The sequence below is a fragment of the Deltaproteobacteria bacterium PRO3 genome (assembly GCA_030263375.1).
In the GTDB taxonomy this organism is placed as follows: domain Bacteria; phylum UBA10199; class UBA10199; order DSSB01; family DSSB01; genus DSSB01.
Genome location: SZOV01000025.1, coordinates 16368 through 35167 on the forward strand (window position 1 = coordinate 16368; position 18800 = coordinate 35167).

General features: G+C 63.9%; 16 protein-coding genes. 12 read left to right on the forward strand and 4 right to left on the reverse strand.

Translation table 11 applies throughout. The features are described from left to right. Nucleotides 1-2 precede the first annotated feature (2 nt). Complete coding sequence (feoB, locus tag FBR05_05890) at nucleotides 3-1907, forward strand: ferrous iron transport protein B (GenBank protein MDL1871718.1); 1905 nt, start codon at nucleotides 3-5, stop codon at nucleotides 1905-1907. On the opposite strand, the gene FBR05_05895 is transcribed toward feoB, so the two are convergent. Further along, the gene (locus FBR05_05895; GenBank protein MDL1871719.1) at nucleotides 1892-2785 is read right to left on the reverse strand and encodes an FAD:protein FMN transferase; all 894 of its coding nucleotides are present in this window, start codon (nucleotides 2783-2785) and stop codon (nucleotides 1892-1894) included. The two genes, feoB and FBR05_05895, sit on opposite strands and share 16 nt — an antisense overlap. Nucleotides 2786-2971: 186 nt before the next feature. Here FBR05_05895 and FBR05_05900 point away from each other — a divergent pair, with 186 nt between their 5' ends. The 11 genes from FBR05_05900 to FBR05_05950 all read left to right on the forward strand — a co-directional run bounded on the left by FBR05_05900 (nucleotide 2972) and on the right by FBR05_05950 (nucleotide 14780). Then, on the forward strand, nucleotides 2972-4459 hold the full coding sequence (locus FBR05_05900; GenBank protein MDL1871720.1) for a hypothetical protein: 1488 nt from the start codon (nucleotides 2972-2974) through the stop codon (nucleotides 4457-4459). A gap of 182 nt (nucleotides 4460-4641) precedes the next feature. Then, entirely contained in the window at nucleotides 4642-5193 is a 552-nt protein-coding gene (locus tag FBR05_05905) for an FMN-binding protein (protein ID MDL1871721.1), read from the forward strand. Next, nucleotides 5180-5674, forward strand: coding sequence for a hypothetical protein (locus FBR05_05910; protein MDL1871722.1), 495 nt, complete (start codon nucleotides 5180-5182; stop codon nucleotides 5672-5674). Before FBR05_05905 ends, FBR05_05910 begins: the two co-directional genes overlap by 14 nt. A gap of 16 nt (nucleotides 5675-5690) precedes the next feature. After that, the gene (tilS, locus tag FBR05_05915) at nucleotides 5691-6704 is read left to right on the forward strand and encodes a tRNA lysidine(34) synthetase TilS (protein ID MDL1871723.1); all 1014 of its coding nucleotides are present in this window, start codon (nucleotides 5691-5693) and stop codon (nucleotides 6702-6704) included. 103 nt (nucleotides 6705-6807) lie between these two features. Further along, nucleotides 6808-8739, forward strand: coding sequence for an ATP-dependent metallopeptidase FtsH/Yme1/Tma family protein (locus FBR05_05920; protein ID MDL1871724.1), 1932 nt, complete (start codon nucleotides 6808-6810; stop codon nucleotides 8737-8739). 62 nt (nucleotides 8740-8801) lie between these two features. Beyond that, complete coding sequence (folP, locus tag FBR05_05925) at nucleotides 8802-9584, forward strand: dihydropteroate synthase (GenBank protein MDL1871725.1); 783 nt, start codon at nucleotides 8802-8804, stop codon at nucleotides 9582-9584. Nucleotides 9585-9700: 116 nt separating this feature from the next. Continuing rightward, nucleotides 9701-11056 carry a phosphoglucosamine mutase gene (locus FBR05_05930; GenBank protein MDL1871726.1) on the forward strand — a complete coding sequence of 452 codons (1356 nt, stop codon included), beginning with the start codon at nucleotides 9701-9703 and terminating at the stop codon, nucleotides 11054-11056. 10 nt (nucleotides 11057-11066) lie between these two features. After that, nucleotides 11067-11777 (forward strand): pyridoxine 5'-phosphate synthase, encoded by a 711-nt coding sequence (locus tag FBR05_05935; protein ID MDL1871727.1) that lies wholly within the window; start codon nucleotides 11067-11069, stop codon nucleotides 11775-11777. After that, nucleotides 11774-13291: an NAD(P)H-hydrate dehydratase gene (locus tag FBR05_05940; protein ID MDL1871728.1), complete on the forward strand. Its 1518-nt coding sequence runs from the start codon at nucleotides 11774-11776 to the stop codon at nucleotides 13289-13291. Before FBR05_05935 ends, FBR05_05940 begins: the two co-directional genes overlap by 4 nt. Before the next feature lie 132 nt (nucleotides 13292-13423). Then, entirely contained in the window at nucleotides 13424-13900 is a 477-nt protein-coding gene (gene tsaE / locus FBR05_05945; protein ID MDL1871729.1) for a tRNA (adenosine(37)-N6)-threonylcarbamoyltransferase complex ATPase subunit type 1 TsaE, read from the forward strand. Next, nucleotides 13887-14780 carry a sigma-70 family RNA polymerase sigma factor gene (locus FBR05_05950; protein ID MDL1871730.1) on the forward strand — a complete coding sequence of 298 codons (894 nt, stop codon included), beginning with the start codon at nucleotides 13887-13889 and terminating at the stop codon, nucleotides 14778-14780. Before tsaE ends, FBR05_05950 begins: the two co-directional genes overlap by 14 nt. Nucleotides 14781-15178: 398 nt before the next feature. Here the strand turns inward: FBR05_05950 and FBR05_05955 are convergent, their stop codons facing one another. From FBR05_05955 to FBR05_05965, 3 genes are all read right to left on the reverse strand, one after another. Next, nucleotides 15179-15913: a hypothetical protein gene (locus FBR05_05955; protein MDL1871731.1), complete on the reverse strand. Its 735-nt coding sequence runs from the start codon at nucleotides 15911-15913 to the stop codon at nucleotides 15179-15181. A gap of 88 nt (nucleotides 15914-16001) precedes the next feature. After that, nucleotides 16002-16739, reverse strand: a complete 738-nt coding sequence (locus tag FBR05_05960) for a hypothetical protein (protein ID MDL1871732.1) — start codon at nucleotides 16737-16739, stop codon at nucleotides 16002-16004. 102 nt (nucleotides 16740-16841) lie between these two features. Next, on the reverse strand, nucleotides 16842-18605 hold the full coding sequence (locus FBR05_05965) for a GAF domain-containing protein (GenBank protein MDL1871733.1): 1764 nt from the start codon (nucleotides 18603-18605) through the stop codon (nucleotides 16842-16844). Nucleotides 18606-18800: the final 195 nt, after the last annotated feature.

Consider the following 18800-nt stretch of genomic DNA (forward strand, 5'->3'; position numbering starts at 1 on the left):
GCGTGAGCGTCTCCGAATTGTCCCAACCCTACGTCGCCCTGGTAGGCTCCCCCAATTCCGGGAAAACCAGCCTGTTCAACGCCTTGACCGGCGGCCGGCAGCGCGTCGGCAACTATCCGGGCGTCACCGTCGAGCGCAAGGAAGGCAGCATCGAGCGGCCCGGCGGCCATCGGCTCAAAATCCTCGACCTGCCCGGCACCTACACCCTCGACGCGAACACCCTCGATGAGGCCGTGACCCGCGGCGTCCTGCTGACGCGGAAGATCGAAGGCGCGCCCCCCGATCTCTTGGTGGCGGTGGCGGACGCCACCAATCTCGAGCGCAGCCTGAGCCTAGTTCTCGAATTGAAAGAGTTGGGCTTCCCCATGGTGCTGGTCCTCAACATGATGGACCTTGCCCGGAGCCGCGGCCTCGCCATCGACCTGGAGACGCTGTCGCGGGAGTTGGGCATGCCGGTTTTTCCCGTCGTCGCGGTCAAAAAGGAAGGCCTGGACCCGCTGTTGGAGGAAATGCTGCGTCGAGTGGGGAAAAAGCCGAGGCCTCTGACGCAGACCTTTCCGGAGCATACCTGGACTCTGCCGCGCCACAGTCCGGAGGAGGTGCGGGCGCGCTACCGCGAGATCGACCGCATCCTAAACCGCGCCAATGCCGGTCATTTAAAGCCGGCCCGCTGGACCGACCGGATCGATCGCGCCGTCCTGCACCCGCTCTGGGGATCGCTGCTGCTCGTCGCCATCCTGACCTTCGTCTTTCAGAGCATCTTTAATTGGGCGAGCTACCCCATGGACCTGATCGAGCGGGGCATCGGGCTGCTCTCCGAAGGATTGCGCGCCCTGCTTCCCCAAGGATGGCTGCAAAACCTGCTCATCGACGGCGTTCTGGCCGGGGTGGGATCGGTGGTCGTCTTCCTCCCGCAGATCCTGATGATCTTCTTTTTCATCCTGTTGCTCGAGGATTCCGGCTACATGGCCCGCGCCGCTTTCCTGATGGACCGCCAGATGGGACGGGTGGGACTGCACGGCCGCGCCTTCATCCCCCTGCTCAGCTCCTTCGCCTGCGCGATCCCCGGCATCATGGCGGCGCGCACCATCGAAAATCCCCGGGACCGACTGACCACTATCTTGATTTCCCCGCTGATGGCCTGCTCGGCGCGACTGCCGGTCTACACCCTACTGATTTCGGCCTTCATTCCCAACAGCGTCGTCTGGGGGCCCTTTCGCCTGCAAGGGCTGGTGATGTTGGGACTCTACGCCCTGGGCCTGGTCACGGGCCTGATCGTAGCCTGGATCTTCAAGAAGGCCGTGTTTCGCGGGCCGACCCCGACCTTCCTGCTGGAATTGCCGACTTACAAATGGCCCAGCCTCCGCAATGTCCTAATCGGCATGTGGGAGCGGGCCCGGCTCTTCCTGCGCCGGGCCGGAACCGTCATTCTGGCCGTTTCGGTGGCGATTTGGTTCCTCTCCTCCTATCCCAAGCCGCCCGCCGACGCGGATTCTTCGCGGCCGGCCATCACCTATAGCCTGGCGGGCCGCATCGGACACGTCATCGAGCCGGTTATCCGTCCCATCGGCTTCGACTGGTCGATCGGCATCGGCCTCTTGACGGGAATGGCCGCACGGGAAGTGATCGTCGGGACCCTCGCGACAGTCTATTCGGTGGAGGACGGCGGGGCGGCGGTGGGAGATGACGCCTTGGGCCAGATTCTGCAACGCCGCTGGAGCCTGGCGACGGGATTGAGTCTCCTCGTCTATTTCGTCTTCGCCATGCAATGCTTTTCGACCCTGGCCGTGGTGCGCCGTGAGACCAATTCGTGGAAGTGGCCCGCGGTCCTATTTCTTTACCTTACCGGCCTGGCTTATTTGGCCTCCTTCGTCACCTATCGGCTCACCCTTTACTTGAGCGCTTGAACCGCGCCCCCTTCGGCCGAATAGGCTCGAACGCTTCCATCCGGATCGGTCCAATACATTTTTACACCCGGAAATTTCGGCAAATAGTCGCGACTCTTCGCCTCGCCCAGGACGAAGAAGGCGGTGGCCAGCGCATCGGCCTCGGCGAGCCGCGGGGCCTCGACGCTCACGCTGCCGCGGCGGACGACGGGGCGCCGGGTGAAGGGGTCGAGGATGTGCGGCCCCTGCTCGTAGAGGCCGGAGGTGGCGAGCGCGCGGTCGCGGATTGCGCGCGCGGCGGTGATCCGGCCGGGCGCGCCCTCCGGCACCTGGATGGCGATCTTCCAAGGTCCGCCCAGGGCACGCAAGTCTCCTCCAGCGTCGATGATCGCGGCGGCGTAGCCTCGGCCTTGCAAGTAGTCCAACATGGCGTCGACGATCCAGCCCTTGCCGATGGCCCCCACGCCCAGCCGTGTCTCAGGGTGGGGGAGGGAGCCGCGGCCTTCCGCCAGGCGGATCTCGCCCTCTTGCCCGGCCCGGGAAGGGGAGGCGAACCGGATATCGAAAGCGCCGTCGGTTTGGCGGCTGAGGGCTAGCGAAAGCTCCAGCAAGGCGCGCGTGGTCTCGCTCAGCGGGCAGTCGCCGCGGCCGGCCTTGCGGTTGAGGCAGCTCAGCTCCGAAGCCGGCTGCCACTCGCTGATCTTGGCCTCGATCTCCCGGGCCAGTTGGAAGGCCGCCTCGCTTTCCGTCAACGCCCGGTCCTGTTCGGCGGCGGGGCAGCGCAGGCTCAAGTTGACGGGGACGTGCCCCATCAAGAGGCGGGAGCGGGTAAGGGTGATCTCGCGGGGGGCGCAACCCAGGCAGGCCGCCAGGGCCAGGAGCAAGGCGATTCGAGGCATGCCCCAGACCTAATGCCATTGAAATAGAATTTCAATCAATCTTCGAAAGGCACCCTTTCCAACAAGTGCTAAGAGGAATTAGGCCATTTATTTGGAAAATTTCTCTTGACGCCTCGCGGCGTCGTCGATTATCCACCCACCTCATTAATGAAATCAATTTTCATTTTCAGAAATGGGAGATGACCGATGAAAAAGTGGATCCTGGGAGCGGCGGCGCTCCTTTATTGCCTGGGGCAGGGCGCCCCGGCCTGGGCGGCCGAGCCCGAGCTTAAGTTCAACCCCGAGGAGACGGAGTCGAAGCCCACCGACAGCCGCTATGGGGACAAGCCGCTGGCGAAGTTCGGCAACGACAGGACCTATTTCAAGCTGGGCGGCTACGGGTCGATTCGCTTCGAGGCCGATTCCGCCTCGGGCCCCAAGGACACCTTCACCTTCCGCCGCTTCGTCTTAACCACCGACGCCAAGATCGCCTCCCGATTCCGCATCTACTCCGAGCTGGAATTCGAGCGCTTTCGCAAGATCGAGCTCGAGAAGGAGTTCACACCCCGTAGCGATGGAGGGGTCGACGTCAAGCAGGAGATCGAAGGCACCAACAGCTCCGAAATCGCAATGGAGCAAGCCTGGTTCGAGTTGGAGTTCGCCAATTACATCCGCCTGCGCGGCGGCGGCGTCCTGGTACCGATCGGGCGCTTCAACATCAACCACGACGACAACGTTTGGAACCTGCCGAGGCGCTCGCTCGTCGACCGCGGCGTTCCCGTCTTGCCCACCACCTCGGCTTGGGACGAGCTGGGCTTCGGTCTGAACGGCGACATCGAGTTGGGCGAGAAATCCAAGCTCGACTATCAGATTTACGTCGTCAACGGCGTCACCCTGGACGCGCAGTTCGAGGAAAAGATCGAAACCCGGCCGGGCGACACTAATAAAGTCGAATTCGAGGCCGTACTCGACATCAATACCGGCACTTTCTCGCAGGACGTCAAAGACGCCAAGGCTGTTACTGGCCGCATCGCCTTCAGCCCGGTCCTGGGTCATGAGATCGGCCTCTCCGGCTACTGGGGGCGTTATACGCCCGGCTTTGTGATCGACCGCAAACTGACCGTCTTCGGCTTCGATTGGCTTTCTACTTTCGGAAACTTCGACATCGAGGCCCAGTATGTCCTGACCCACTTCGACGGCCTGCAGGACGTGATGGCCGATTTGGGCGGCATGGTCTTCAACTCCGAGGTCGAGGCCGAGATCGAAGACAATCCTGGCATCGAGCTCGAAACCAAGTTCGAGCCGGGTGCCTTGGCCAGCACCAAGCACGGCTATTGGATCGAGCTGCGCTACCACTTCCGACCGCAATGGCTGACCCAGTCCTGGTTCGGCCGCCATTTTTCCGACCCACAGCTGATCCCCATCGTGCGCTGGGAGCAGGCCTTCCTGCGCGGCTTGATCACCGACGCCACGGTTACGAACGGCGTGTTGACCACTTTCACCACGCAGAACAGACGCGTCGACCGCGTTACCGCGGGCTTGGCCTTCCGCCTGAATCCCCTCGCAGTTTTCCAGCTGGCCTACGAGTACACCCAGACCAACAAGGGGCAGTCCCTGGCCTCGGTAACGAATTACCTGCCGACGCCCGACGACAAGAACCACGCCTTCATGTTTGGAGCGGCCTTCGGATTTTAAGTTTTCTCCCCGGGCCGTTTCGATCCGGGATTTTTTCCAGGAACCCGCCGCAATGCCGGGCGAACGCTGCCGGGCCTTGCGGCGGGTCTTATTTCGGGGATGTGGGCCCCGGCCTCGGCCCGACCCTCGGACCGTTTGACTTGTCGGGCTAATTGGGGCAAGCAAGGAGTCCCGTGTTCTTGATGAGAAAATTATTTTCAGCCATCCTCGCGCTGGCCGCGCTGCTCGGCGCAGAAGGGGTGGGCCTGGCCCAGACCACCGTCTATCTGAAGCCCGCCGAGGCCCTTAAACTGATTTTCAAAAACTCTCAGGAGGTCTTGAAGGAAGACCACCCCGTCACCGACGAGGTGCGCCGCAAGGCCGAGGCGGAGCTCAAATACGAGCTTCCCAAGGACCGTTACGCCTTCTACGTCGGCAAGACGGAGGGCCGCGTCGACGGTTACGCGGTGATCGACGAGCAGGTTGGCAAGGTCCAGCCGATCACCTTCGTCACCAAGATCAGCCCGGAAGGCCGGGTGGACGCCGTCGAGGTGATGGTGTATCGCGAGAGCCACGGCGGGGAGGTGGCCTCCCGGCGCTTCCTCAACCAGTTCAGGCAGAAGGACCTCAACAACGAGCTGCGCCTGCACGGCGACATCGTCAACATCTCGGGCGCGACGCTCTCCGCCCACGCCTTGGTCGTGGGCGTAAAGCGGGCCCTGGTCCTGTGGCAGATCTTCTATGGAAAGTCCTAGGCTTCATCGACAGAACGGCGGTCTTAAGTGGGCGGTCACGGCCTACCTGCTCTTGACCTCCGTCGCCTTCGGCGTCGCCGGCCTGATGAGCCGCCAGCACTACGGTCTCAGCCACGAGCAGACCGTGGTCTACTACCTCGGCGACGAGGCGAGCGGCGGCATGCAGATGCCCAAGCTCTACCCCCAGCTTTTACAGACCGCCCACGTCCACAGCTTCACCATGCCGCTTGTCTTTCTTTCGGTTTGGCTGGGACTGCACTTCACGCCGCTGAAGGCGGGATGGAAGCGGGCTCTGGTTGCCGGCGGGACGCTTTCCATCCTGATTTATAATGCCGCGCCCTTCCTGCTGCGCTATTATTCCCCTCATGCGGCCTCGCTTTTCACCGTCGGCGGGTTGGGGCTGTTTGTCTTTTTCTTCGTGCCGGCGGGATTGATCCTCTACGAGACTTGGATCGGATTCCAAACGAGTGCCACGCGTTGACCTGCCAAAAAAGTTGATGAGCCGCTACCTCGCGCTGCCGAAGACACTGCGGGAGCTGCCGGTCTGGATTGCGGTCTCGGGCGGGCTGGATTCGACCGTGTTGGCCGCGGTCGCCCTGCGGCTGCGCCCCCGCCTGCCAGCCCTGCATTTCGCCCACGTCAATTACCGCCTTCGCGTCCCGGACTCCGATCGCGAAGAGGCCTTGCTTCGAGAATGGGCCAAGCGGGAAGGGGTCCCCATCCGGGTGCTGCGGCTGCGCGCCCGGGCGAAGCCCGCCAATCTCCAGGCCTGGGCCCGGGAGCGCCGCCTGGCCTTCTTCCGAAGCCTGCTCGCCGCCCAGCCGGGCAATCGCGGCCTGGTTTGGATGGCCCACCACCAGGGCGACCAGGCTGAAACGGTCCTGGCCCGCCTGCTGCGCGGCGCGGGTCTCAAGGGGCTGCGGGGCATGGACGAGCTGGAGGAGATCGGGGGGCTCTGGGTCTTCCGGCCCTTTCTCGAGGTGCCTCGGGAGGCCCTGGAGGTCTATGCCCGGGTCCATCGCCTCAGCTTTCACCACGACCGCTCCAACGACGGGGACGATTACTTGCGCAACCGGATCCGGCATCGGATCCTGCCGCGGATGGCCGAGGAAAATCCGAGGATTCAAGAGGCGCTCGCCGCCTTCGGGGCACGCGCCGGGCAGGCCGCCGCGGCCTTGGAGGGCCTGGCCCAAGATTGGCTGCGACGGGCCGCCCGGGGAAGCGCGACCGGGCCCGCCGCCCTCGACGCCCGCGCCCTTAAGCGCTTGCCGCGGGCCCTGCGGGCGGCCATCCTGGAGGCCTGGCTGCGAAGCCGGACGGGCCGCGAGCAGGCCTTCGGCAAGATCCTCCCCCCCTTGCTCGCGGGCATGGAGGAGGCCGCCAAGGGATTCGAGTTGCCGCTCAAGGGCGGGTATTGGGTCCAGTTGAACCCGCAAAAACTGGTCTTGAGGCGTCGTTCGACTCGGCTGAGGCCTGGGTCCGGGCGTCGGCGCGGCAGCGGGGCGGTTTAGGCGAAAAAGCCTTCGAAATCCCAAATCTTTCCCGAAATCTGGGTTGCCACCCCGAAAATCCCTATGTTAGGGTTGTGAAGCTGCATGATTTAAGAGGTTCACGGTGAAACAGTCGCACAAAACGATCGCCCTTTGGATAGTCATCATCCTGCTCTCGATCTCCATCCTTCACTTTTTTAAGGCTACCCCAACCCTGCGAAATAAAGTGAGTTTTAGCGAGTTCCTCTCGGCGGTCGAGCAGAAGCAGGTCGAGTCGATCATCATCCGCGAGGACGAGTACCAGGGCAAATTCAAGGACAGCTATAAGGACGGCAGCTACTTCGAGACCTTGGGCCCCGTGAACAGCGACAAGGCCTTCGAGATCTTCGCCAAGTCCGACGCGCAGATCCGTTATGAAAAACCCAAAGAGACCCCGATGTGGCAGCAGATCCTCATCTCGTGGATGCCCATGCTGCTGCTCTTCGGCTTCTTCTTTTTCTTCATGCGCCAGATCCAGATCGGCGGGGGCAAGGCCTTAAGCTTCGGCAAGAGCCGCGCCCGCCTGATGAGCGAATCGCAGAAGCGCGTCACCTTCGAAGACGTCGCCGGCGTCGAAGAGGCGAAGGACGAGGTCGAGGAGATCATCGACTTTTTGAAGGATCCGAAGAAGTTCACCAAGCTGGGCGGGCGCATCCCCAAGGGCGTCCTGCTGATGGGCCCGCCGGGCACAGGCAAGACGCTGCTGGCGCGGGCCATCGCCGGCGAGGCCGGCGTTCCCTTCTTCAGCATCTCCGGCAGCGACTTCGTCGAGATGTTCGTCGGCGTCGGCGCCTCCCGCGTCCGCGACCTTTTCGAGCAGGGCAAGAAGCACGCGCCCTGCATCATCTTCATCGACGAGATCGATGCCGTCGGCCGCCATCGCGGCGCCGGCCTGGGCGGCGGCCACGACGAGCGCGAGCAGACGCTCAATCAATTGCTGGTCGAGATGGACGGCTTCGAGTCCAACGAGGGCGTCATTTTGGTCGCCGCGACCAACCGCCCCGACGTCCTCGACCCCGCGTTGCTGCGCCCCGGCCGTTTCGACCGCCGCATCGTGGTGCCGCGCCCCGACTTGAAGGGCCGCGAGGAGATCCTGCGCATCCACACCCGCAAGGTGCCCATCTCCCGCGACGTCGACCTGATGGTCCTCGCGCGGGGTACGCCAGGCTTCTGCGGCGCCGACCTCGAAAATCTGGTCAACGAGGCCGCGCTCTACGCCGCCCGCCGCGACAAGAAGGTCGTAGACATGGGCGACTTCGAGATGGCCAAGGACAAGGTCCTGATGGGCAGCGAGCGCCGCAGCATGATCATCAGCGACGAGGAGAAGAAAACCACGGCCTACCACGAGGCGGGCCACACCCTCGTTGCGCGCCTCATTCCCGGCACCGAGCCCGTCCACAAGGTCACGATCATCCCTCGTGGGATGGCCCTGGGACTGACTCAACAGCTGCCCGAGGAAGAGAAACATTCGCACAGCAAGGACTACGCCGAGAACATGATCGCCATCCTGATGGGCGGCCGCCTCGCCGAAGAGCTGATCTTCGGGCAGAAGACCACGGGGGCCGGCAACGACATCGAGAAGGCCACCGACTTGGCGCGCAAGATGGTCTGCGAGTGGGGGATGAGCGAGAAGCTCGGTCCCCTGGCCTTCGGCAAAAAGGAAGAGGCGATCTTCCTGGGGCGCGAGTTCGCCCAGCACCAGGATTACAGCGAGCGCACGGCGGCCGAGATCGACCACGAGGTCCGCGACATCGTCACCCGCAACTACGAGCGCGCCAAGGACTTGCTGAAAAACCACCTCACCGAGCTGCACGCCCTGGCCGAGGCCCTGCTCGAGCGCGAGACCCTGACCTCCGAAGAGATCAATCAGGTGATCCGCGGTGAGAAGCTGGCGCCCGTCAAGCCCAGCGTTCCCTTGGGCGGCCGGCGCGGCACCGCCGCCAAGGCGCCCAGCGCGCCCGGCAAGGAGGGCGTGACGATCGCGCCCCACGTGCCCGCGCATCCCAGCAAAGCCTGACCTTGGCCACGCCTTACTGGACATTGCGGTTCTCTACCCTTTCCTTGGAACATCCCAAGGTGATGGGTGTCCTCAACGTCACGCCCGATTCCTTTTCCGACGGCGGAAAATACCTCGATCCAAAGCGGGCCCTCGAGCGCGCTCGGGCCTTGATCGCGGAAGGCGCCGATCTGATCGACGTCGGCGGCGAATCCTCCCGGCCCGGCGCGACGCCGGTGCCGCCCGAGGAGGAGTGGCGACGGCTGGAGCCCGTGCTGAAGGCCCTGAACTCTGCGCCCGCGCCGCCGATTTCCGTGGACACCCGAAACGCCGAGACCGCGCGCCGCGCGCTGGAGGCCGGGGTCTCCGTCGTCAACGACGTCTCCTGTGCGCGGGATCCGGAATTGTTGAAGACCGTCGCCGCGGCCGGCGCCGGTTACGTCCTCATGCATTCCCGCGGAGAGCCCGCCGGCATGGCCTCGCTGGCGGAGTACCGGGATGTCGTCGGCGAGGTCGCCGCCGAGCTGCGGCTCGGACTCGACCGCGCCCTGCAGGCCGGCATCGCCGCCGAGCGGGTCTGCGTCGATCCCGGATTCGGCTTCGCCAAGACCCCCGAGCAAAATTGGATCTTGTTGGAGGGTTTATCCCGGCTTACCGAGCTGGGCCGCCCCATCTTGGTGGGCCTCTCGCGCAAGCGGATGCTGCGGGAACGGGTCGGCGACGATCCGGCGGAGCTGTTGAAGGCGGGGCTCGAGGCGGCTGGGACCGCGATCGGACAAGGCGCCCGCCTCTTGCGGGTGCACGACGTCGCCGCCGCGCGTGACTTTTTACAAGCCTTGCAAAAATCCGAGTTTTCAATAGATTGAGGAGGAGACCCTCGTCCGCCCGGGTGTTTTGACAAGAGGGCGGAAGGGGAGCTCGCCATACCTGGACTGAGGCATCCTTCGAGGCGGGATTTCTTTTTTTATTGGAGAAAATCGCGATGACCCGAAAAATCTTCGGCACCGACGGCGTCCGCGGCCTCGCCAACCAGGCCCCGATGGATCCCGAGACCGCCCTGGCCCTGGGCCGCGCCCTCGCGCGCTACTTTTTGGGGAAGAGCCGCAAGAACCGCATCGTGATCGGCAAGGACACGCGGCTCTCGGGCTACATGATCGAGAACGCGCTCTCCTCCGGCATCTGCTCGATGGGCGGCGAGGCGATCTTTCTCGGGCCGTTGCCGACGCCGGGGATCGCCTTCATCACCCAGGCGATGCGCGCCGCCGCCGGCGTGATGATCAGCGCCAGCCACAATCCGTACTACGACAACGGGATCAAGTTTTTCGACCACGACGGCTTCAAGCTGCCCGACGAGGTCGAGACCCAGCTCGAGGCCATGCTGGACGGCGAGGCCCTGAAGCGGGGGCCCACGCACGGCGAGGTGGGGCGCGCCTACCGCGTCGACGACGCCGCTGGGCGCTACATCGAATACCTCAAGGGAACCTTCCCGAAGGAATTGACGCTGGAGGGGCTCAAGGTCGTCGTCGACTGCGCCCACGGCGCGGCCTACCGGGTGGCGCCAACCGTCTTCGAGGAGCTTGGCGCCGAGGTGGTCGCCTTGGGAGTGGCGCCCAACGGCACCAACATCAACGAGGCCTGCGGCGCCCTCCATCCCGAGTCGCTGCGCGAACGGGTGAAGGCGGAGGGGGCCGATCTGGGCGTGGGGCTGGACGGCGACGCCGACCGCCTGATCTTGGTCGACGAGCGCGGCGAGATCCTGCACGGCGACGTCCTGATGGCGCTCTGCGCCCGCGACCTGCAGGAACGGAAGGCCCTTGCGCAGGATACGGTGGTCGCGACCGTCATGAGCAACTTGGGCCTCGAGATCGCGCTCAAGCGCTGGGGCCTGAAACTGCAGCGCGTGCAGGTCGGGGACCGCTATATCATCGAGGCGATGCGCCGCCACCATTACAACTTCGGGGGCGAGCAGTCCGGCCACCTGATCTTTTCGGATTACAGCACTACAGGCGATGGAATCCTCGCCGCCCTGCAGGTGCTGTCCATCCTGGTGCGGAAGGGGGCCAAGCTTTCCCAGGTCGCCGACTGCATGGAGGTATTTCCCCAGGTCCTCCTGAACGTCCGCGTTCGGCAGAAAAAGGACCTGCACCAGGTCCCCGAGGTGCTGCGACTCCAACAGGACATTGAAAAGACCTTGGGCGAGAAGGGGAGGCTCCTGCTCCGTTACAGCGGCACCGAGCCCTTGCTTCGGATCATGCTCGAGGGCGAGGACCAGAGGCAGATTGAAAAATTCGCGCAGGACCTCAAGGCCGAGACCGAAAAGGCCCTGGGCCGCGCGTGAGGAATTTCCCATGGCCCTGCTCGGCGTGAACATCGACCACATCGCGACCCTGCGCCAGGCCCGGCGCATCTCCTATCCCGACCCCATCACGGCGGCGCGGATGGCCCAGGACGCCGGCGCCGACCAGATCACCTGCCACCTGCGCGAGGACCGGCGCCACATCCAGGACGCAGACGTCCCCAATCTTTTGAAGGCGGTGTCGATCCCCGTCAACCTCGAGATGGCCGCGACCGCCGAGATGGAGGACTTTGCGCTAAAATATCGCCCGGCGAAGATCACCCTCGTGCCCGAGCGCCGGGAAGAGCTCACCACCGAGGGCGGCCTGGACGTTCTCGCCCATCGCGCCGTCTTGGCCCCGATGGTCGCGAAACTTAGGCAGTCCGGGCTTTTCGTCTCGCTCTTCGTCGACCCTGAAGCCGATCAGCTGCGCTGCAGCCGCGAGCTGGGCGCCGACTCGGTCGAGCTGCACACAGGGGCCTATTGCGAGGTTCCGGCGGAGCGCCGCGGCCCCGAGTTGAAGCGGCTGAGCGAGGCCGCCCGCCTCGCCAAGGAGCTCGGCTTCTTCGTGGCCGCCGGCCACGGCCTCAACTACGAGAACATCCTGCCCGTGAAGAAGATCCCCGAGATCGAGGAGTACAACATCGGCCACAGCATCGTCGCCCATGCGGTCCTGGTGGGCTGGGATCGCGCGGTGCGCGAGATGAAGGCCCTCGTCGCATGAAGATCCTCAGCGGAGCGCAGATGGCCCGTCTCGACCGGCTTTCGATTCGAAGGCACGGGATTTCCGCGCGGCTCCTGATGCGCAACGCCGCCCGGGCCTGCTGCGACGAGATCCTCGCCTTGCGTCTTCCCAAAAAGCTCCGGCGCATCGCCGTCGTCTGCGGGCCCGGTAACAACGGCGGGGACGGTTTCGCCGTCGCGGCCTTGCTGCGGCCGAAAAAATTCGAGATGGAAGTGTTTTTTTTGGGAAGCGAGGCGGAGCTTTCCGAGGAGGCGCGTTACTTCCACGGGCAAGTCAGGGATCTGATCCGTCCGCAGCGTGCCATGGTCGCGGCGCTGCGCCGCGCCGACCTGGTGGTCGATGCCGTCTTCGGGATCGGCCTCAAGCGTCCGGTGACGGGCCGCTACGCCGCGGCGATTGCGGCGATGAACCGCGCCCCCGGCTATAAGCTGGCGGTGGACATCCCCAGCGGGATCTCGGCGGACACGGGCGAGGCGATGGGGACGGCCTTTCGCGCCGACCTGACGGTGACCTTCGAGTCGCCGAAGTGGGGGCAGGTCCTGCCGCCGGCCTGGGACTTTGTCGGACGCCTCGCCGTGCGTTCGATCGGCCTGAGCCGCATCGAGCTAAATCGCATGGCCAGCGCCGCCGAGTGGGTGGACGTCGACTATCTCCGCCGGCACTGGCGTCCGCGCTTCCGCGGTGCCCATAAGGGCGACGCCGGCCGCGTCTTGGTGGTCGCCGGTTCGCGCGAGATGCCGGGCGCGGGTTATCTCAGCGCCGTCGCCGCCCTGCGCTCCGGGGCGGGGCTGGTGACCTGGGCGCTTCCGAAGGAGGCCTACCGCCGGATCGACCTGCGATTTCCGGAAGTAATTCTTTTGCCGGTGCCCGGCCGGGAAGGCAAATTTGGGACGGACTCCTTTCCGGCCCTGCGGGCCCCGATGCGGCGTTTTCAGGCCCTGGCCGTCGGGCCGGGGTTGGGGCAGGGCGAAGGTTCGCGGCGTTTTTTGGGGGAATTGCTGGCCGCGCGGCGCCCGCCGACGGTGCTGGACGCGGACGCGCTCAACAACCTCGCCGGGAGCCGGGGTTTGGCGACGCGCCTGCGCGGGACGATCGTGACGCCGCACCCTTTGGAGATGTCCCGCCTGTCCGGCAAAAGCGTCGCCGCGATCCGCGCGGATCCCCTCGCCGCGGCCAAGGGTTTTGCACGGCAAAATAAATGCTGGGTGGTCTTGAAAGGCTACCGCACGGCGATCGCGAGCCCCGCGGGAAGGCTTTGGATCAACTCCAGCGGCGGCCCCAACCTCGCCACCGCCGGGAGCGGCGACGTCTTGACAGGCGTCATCGCGGGGCTCTTGGCCCAGGGATTCAGACCCGAAGCTGCCGTGCCCATCGCGGTCTTCCTGCACGGCCTGGCAGGCGATCGCCTGGCCGAACGGCTGGGCGACCGGGGGACCCTCGCGTCGGATATCGCCAAGGAGATTCCTAAGGTGGTATGGGAATTTTGTGGTTGATGGATATTGAAGAAGGTCGGTCGTGATCGGCGCTATTTTGTGTCGGTGCCCCCTCCGTAGGGGCCGTTCCCTCCTTCGGAGGACAAACGCGAACGGCCCCTACGGATTTGGCGTCGATGGCGGCGTTACGAAATGAATTCGGATGATGTCGTGAGTACCACCAAAGAAACAATTTGGCTCTCCCATTCCGTCGAAGAGACCCTCGCCTTGGCGGCCCGCTTTGCCGCCCGCCTGCGCGCCGGCGGCGCGGTGGCGCTGCAGGGCGATCTCGGCAGCGGCAAGACCTGTTTCGCCAAGGGCGTCATCTCCGCGTTGAGCGGCGTCGAGCCCGCGGAGATCCCGTCGCCGACCTTCACCCTCGTCGAAGAGTACCGCGGCGAGGGCCCCATCTACCACGTCGATCTCTACCGCATGCGGGACGCCCGCGAGGCCGAGGAGCTGGCCTGGGACGAGATCCTCGCCCCCGGCGCCGTCGCCTTGGTCGAGTGGCCGGAGCGGATGGAAAAGATAATCCCTTATTGCCAATTCCGCCTGAGCTTCAGTAAAGAGGGGGAGGGCGTGCGCCACATCGCCCTCGCCGAAAGGGAAACTTCCGATGTCTCTCGCTAAGCAAAAGCTGCCCGCCGTCTCCACCCACCGCCCGCTGGAGCCGGTCGACCCGCTCAAGCGTTACGTTCAAGAGATCAGCCGCTATCCCTTTCTCTCGCCCAAGGAAGAGCGCGAGCTGGCATTGGCCTTCCAAGAAACCGGCGACCGCGAGGCCGCGCGCAAGCTGGTGACCTCGCACCTGCGCCTCGTCGTCAAGATCGCCTCCGAGTACCGCACCGCCTACGGCAATCTCCTCGACCTGATCCAGGAAGGCAACCTGGGCCTGATGCGCGCGGTAAAGAGCTTCGATCCCGACAAGGGCGCGCGCCTCAGCCACTACGCGAGTTGGTGGATCCGCTCCTACATCCTGAAACACATCCTGGACAATTTCCGCCTCATCAAGATCGGCACCACGCAGGCCCAGCGCCGCATCTTCTTCAACCTGATGAAGGAAAAAGAGAGGCTCGAGAAGCAGGGCTTCAACCCCGGCGTCAAGGAGCTGGCGGCGGCGATGGAGGTGAAGCCGGAAGAGGTCGAGGAGATGCAGCAGCGTCTCGGCCACAGCGATCTCTCGCTCGACGCCACGATTCGCGAGGACGACGACAAGCGGCACATCGACCTACTCGAGGCCGAGACGCCGCCGATCGAGGAGACCCTCGATCAAGCGGCCTTCAAAGACGTCCTCGAGGTCAAGCTTCGCGATTTCGCCAAGACGCTCAACGAGCGCGAGGCCAAGATCTTTCGGGAACGCCTCTTGTCGGAGGTCCCGCTTACCCTCCAGGCCATCGCCGACCAGTACGGCATCAGCCGCGAGCGCGCTCGGCAGCTGGAAGAGCGCATCAAGGCCAAGCTCAAGACCTTCTTTGAAAAAGAAGGGGTGAAGGTCGAGGACCATCTCTGAGTGTATTGTTTGTCAATCTCAGTCAGAAATATTTAAAGCCTGCCTTTTAATAATTCATAATAATTATATATAGTTATAGTTCTGTAATTGTTTTCAAACAATTTATACTTATTTAGCGTAGTTTTGTACGAGCTGCTAATTTTTAACTATTTGAAATAATTAGTTTTTTTATCTTGCCTTTCGTTCGTCTCTGGCACGGTTCCTGCTTTTATCTCCTCATATCCCGGGGTCACTGACGCACCCCTTGTCCTAAGCGGCTGGTGCCTCCGGGATTTTCTTTAAATTTTTCACGCTATTTTTTCGACGTTTTCTTGGCAGCCCGGGGAGACCGCCGAGCCCCTTGTCCTATTTCGGTGGGTTTCTCCGGGCCTGCCTTTTTTTACCCGGAACCGATCGGATCAGGGGCCGGTGCGACCGCGATCAATGGCGAGGAGGACCGGCGCGATATCGCCGCTAGCTTCGCGCGGCATGGAAGAGGTTTGGAAGACGGAGCTGTAAAAATACGTTCCCGCCGAGCGTAGGAAGGCCGAGAGGGAAAGCCGGTAGTCGGCGCAAAGCCGACCGTCCGCCGCGTGGCCCCAGCGCACGGTGACCCAGGCCTCCCAGAGCCCGTCGGGCCGGCAGGAGGCGTCGACGGTCTCGTGCCTCTCGAAGTAGCCTCCGGCCTCCGGCACGAAATCCACTTTCACCTTGGGGTTGTAATCGAGGGGCTCGTCGTACATCTCGGCGCTGCCGGGGTCGAAGGTTTCGCCGCGGCTCAGGGCCTTGGCCATCATGCCGTCGACGCCGCCGGAGACGACGTCCGCGAATTCCGCCCTCGGCCCGAGGCTCCCGTCGCAGTTGCGTACGAAGCCGTTCTCGATCACGCGCACCCGCACGGGGATCCCCATCCCGCAGGGGCCGCCGATGCCCGGCTCGCTCTGCTGGGTGCTGGGCACGGCGCCACCGCCTCCGGCGAGGTCTCCGCCGCCGCCCAGGCTATTTCCGCCGCCGTCGAGGGACTGGATGCCGCCGGGGCCGCCGCCCGCCGAAGAGGCTCCGCCTCCCGGACCGCCCAGGCCCGAGCAGGCGGTCAGGACGGTCAAGAGGCCGAAGGCGGAGAGGAACTGGGGCCATGAGATTTTTCGTTGCATCAAAATCGATTCCTTACATTCACTATAAAATTATTAAGACTCTACTTCCAGCCCGAGAAGCGAGCGGTTTCAGAAGGGCGCAGTGGGGTCATGGAGTCGCTCGCATGAGAACACCTCCCGCGTCATATTTCGTCGGACCCAAATCGATACCCAAGGGAATGGGGTAGGTCTCGGTAGCCTCGTCGTATTCAAGGGCCTGCGACGACCCGCTATACAGCGGGCTTATCAACGGAGTGCCGCCTTGGTTCCAAATGGCCTGGGCCTTCACCGAGAAATTCGGACAATGCAATCCCCGTGGGATGGTGAAGAAACTCAAATTGCCGAGAGTCGTCCGCCACCGACCGTCCTCCGCACAATGAGTCGGAACCTTGAGGCTCCGATCCTCGATATCGCCGTCGGCGCGGAAGGTAAAGGTGACTTCGGGGCCGGGCGGGGGATCCTCCGGCGGAGCCATCGTGGTGGAATCTTCGCCGCGGACTTCCTCCACCGCTCTGAGTCGCATCGCGGCCATGCTGTTTTCGCGACAAAAGGTCTCGTAGGCGCCGCGCGTGACTTGGACGCTCGCGACGAAGCGGATGACGCAGGGGGCGCCGACGCCCGGCTCGCTCTGCTGGGTGCTGGGGACCGCTTGGCCCTGGGCGCTTGTGCCGCCGGGCAGGCCCCCGTCCGCGGATGGCCCGCCGTCGAGGCTGTTCTGTCCGCCCGAGATCGGCGAGGTCGGCGCGCCTCCGGCTCCGCCGCCCGAAGTGACCCCTGTGCAGGCAAGGAGGGCCGCGCAAAGACCCAGCGCGATCAAGCTGGTAATTGATTTGGTGTGAAATCCCATAAGGCCCCCAACCCTTGTCCTGCGCAGCGACCCGACGCCGCGACCCCTTGGGGTTGCCTTCCCTTCAATTATCGGCTCCCCAAGGGGAAAAATTGCGTCAAATTACGAATTTTCCACCTCTTTTTGCCCGAAACGGTCGAGCTTATGATACAGGGTTTGGCGCTGGATCCCCAGCTTCCGGGCCGCTAAGGCCTTGTTTCCCTTGCATTCTTTCAAGACCCTCGCGACCTCTTCGGGGGTGACGCGGCGCTTGGGCGGCTCGATCTCGAGGTTCCGAATCTTTTGGTGGAGGGTGAAGCGGGAGATGCCCAAGAGCTTGGCGGCCTTGACCTTGTTGCCCTGGGACTCCTGGAGGGCGCGGTCGATGATGCGCTTCTCGAAGTTGGAGACCTGGCGGTCGAGGTTTAAGTCGCGCATCATCTCTTCCTCGAACTCGTATTTTTCGCGGACGTTCTCCGAGAGCAGCTCCTTGGTGATCTCGCCCTTGCCCATGACGAGGGCGCGGTTGATCTCGTTTTCCAGCTCGCGGATGTTGCCGGGCCAGTCGTAGGTCATCAGCGCCTTGACCGCCGCCGGCTCGATGGAAAGGAAGTTTTCGGGGATGCCCATTTTGTTCTTCTTCATGAAGTGCTGGGCGAGCATCGGGATGTCGGGCTTACGCTCGCGCAGGGCCGGCAGATTGATGCGCACGACGTTCAGGCGGTAGAAGAGGTCCTTGCGAAATTTTCCCTCCTTCACCAGCTCGCCCAAGTCCTTGTTGGTCGCCGAGATGATGCGGACGTTCACCTTGACGGTCTTGTTCGAGCCGAGTGGCCGGATCTCGCCCTCCTGCAGGACGCGCAGCAGCTTCGCCTGCATGCCTGGGCTCATGTCGGCGACCTCGTCCAAGAAGACGGTGCCGCCGTCGGCGTATTCGAACATGCCCTTCTTGTCGCGCTCGGCCCCGGTGAAAGCCCCGCGGACGTGGCCGAAGAGCTCGGACTCGAGCAGAGTTTCGGAGTAGGAGGCGCAGTTGGTCGAGACGTAGATCTTCGCCTTGCGCGGGCCGTTGTAGTGCAGGGCGCGGGCGATCAGCTCCTTGCCGGTGCCCGATTCGCCGTGGATGTAGACGGTGACGTCCGAGTCGATGATGCGGTCGAGGGTCTTGAGGACTTCCTTCATGGCGTGCGACTCGCCGATGATCTCTTGGTAACGGTCGGCGCGGGGGCCTTCGATGTCTTGTTGGGATTCTAATTGCAGTTTCACTTTCTCCAGCTCCTGGGCCTGGTCGGCGACGCGGTCTTCGAGGGCCTTGTTGAGCCGGAGGATCATCTTCTGGTTGTTCTCGAGTTCCTTTTGGCGTTGGCGGTTCTCTTCGAGCAGCCGCGCGTGGCTGATCGCCAGCGAGGCCTGGTCGGCGAAGACCGAGACGACTTGGGCGTGGTTTTCCTGGAAGACGCCCGAGGCGAAGCGGTTGTCCAAGTAGATGACGCCCTGGATCGAGTCGCCGCTCTTCAGCGGCACGGCCAGGACCGAGCGCAGCTTCATGCGGTGCACGCTCTCCGCCCCCTTGAGCTTGGCCTCTTCGCCGGCGTCCAACGTCAGGACGGCGTTGCGGGTCTGGGTGACCTCGCGGATGATCGAGGTCGAGACCTTCTCGCGGGCCTTCTTCAGGCTTTCCTTGTCCATGTTGCGCGCGGACTGCACCTCGATGCCCTCTTCCTTGAAGAGGACGACGAAGCCGCGCTCGGCGCCGGAGAGCTGGATCGCCTCGTCGAGGATCAGGTCGAGCAGGCGGTCGAGGTTCATCTGCGCGAGGATGCGCTTGGAGATCTCGAAGATCTTCTCGTAAGTGGGGGTGTCGAGCTTGGAATCGGTCAGGGTCATAGGTCCTCCATGGCCTCCAGGATTTTTTCCAGTTTACGGTCTCGCAAATAGCTCTGTCTCTGGCCCTCGGGGAGCTGCGGCAGCAGGGCCTCGAGGCTCGCCTTGGCCTGCGCGAAGCGGGCTTTGGCGGCGGCCGGATCGCTGGCGCGCTTTTCCAAAAGGCCCAGGTCGAAGTCGGCCTCCCAAAGGAGGTGT

Bases quoted from the DNA above. Each gene is read 5' to 3' on its own strand.
- FBR05_05895 (MDL1871719.1), bottom strand. From the start codon at position 2,785: ATGCCTCGAATCGCCTTGCTCCTGGCCCTGGCGGCCTGCCTGGGTTGC.
- FBR05_05900 (MDL1871720.1), top strand. From the start codon at position 2,972: ATGAAAAAGTGGATCCTGGGAGCGGCGGCGCTCCTTTATTGCCTGGGG.
- FBR05_05905 (MDL1871721.1), top strand. From the start codon at position 4,642: ATGAGAAAATTATTTTCAGCCATCCTCGCGCTGGCCGCGCTGCTCGGC.
- FBR05_05910 (MDL1871722.1), top strand. From the start codon at position 5,180: ATGGAAAGTCCTAGGCTTCATCGACAGAACGGCGGTCTTAAGTGGGCG.
- tilS (MDL1871723.1), top strand. From the start codon at position 5,691: ATGAGCCGCTACCTCGCGCTGCCGAAGACACTGCGGGAGCTGCCGGTC.
- folP (MDL1871725.1), top strand. From the start codon at position 8,802: ATGGGTGTCCTCAACGTCACGCCCGATTCCTTTTCCGACGGCGGAAAA.
- FBR05_05930 (MDL1871726.1), top strand. From the start codon at position 9,701: ATGACCCGAAAAATCTTCGGCACCGACGGCGTCCGCGGCCTCGCCAAC.
- FBR05_05935 (MDL1871727.1), top strand. From the start codon at position 11,067: ATGGCCCTGCTCGGCGTGAACATCGACCACATCGCGACCCTGCGCCAG.
- FBR05_05940 (MDL1871728.1), top strand. From the start codon at position 11,774: ATGAAGATCCTCAGCGGAGCGCAGATGGCCCGTCTCGACCGGCTTTCG.
- tsaE (MDL1871729.1), top strand. From the start codon at position 13,424: ATGAATTCGGATGATGTCGTGAGTACCACCAAAGAAACAATTTGGCTC.
- FBR05_05950 (MDL1871730.1), top strand. From the start codon at position 13,887: ATGTCTCTCGCTAAGCAAAAGCTGCCCGCCGTCTCCACCCACCGCCCG.
- FBR05_05955 (MDL1871731.1), bottom strand. From the start codon at position 15,913: ATGCAACGAAAAATCTCATGGCCCCAGTTCCTCTCCGCCTTCGGCCTC.
- FBR05_05960 (MDL1871732.1), bottom strand. From the start codon at position 16,739: ATGGGATTTCACACCAAATCAATTACCAGCTTGATCGCGCTGGGTCTT.
- FBR05_05965 (MDL1871733.1), bottom strand. From the start codon at position 18,605: ATGACCCTGACCGATTCCAAGCTCGACACCCCCACTTACGAGAAGATC.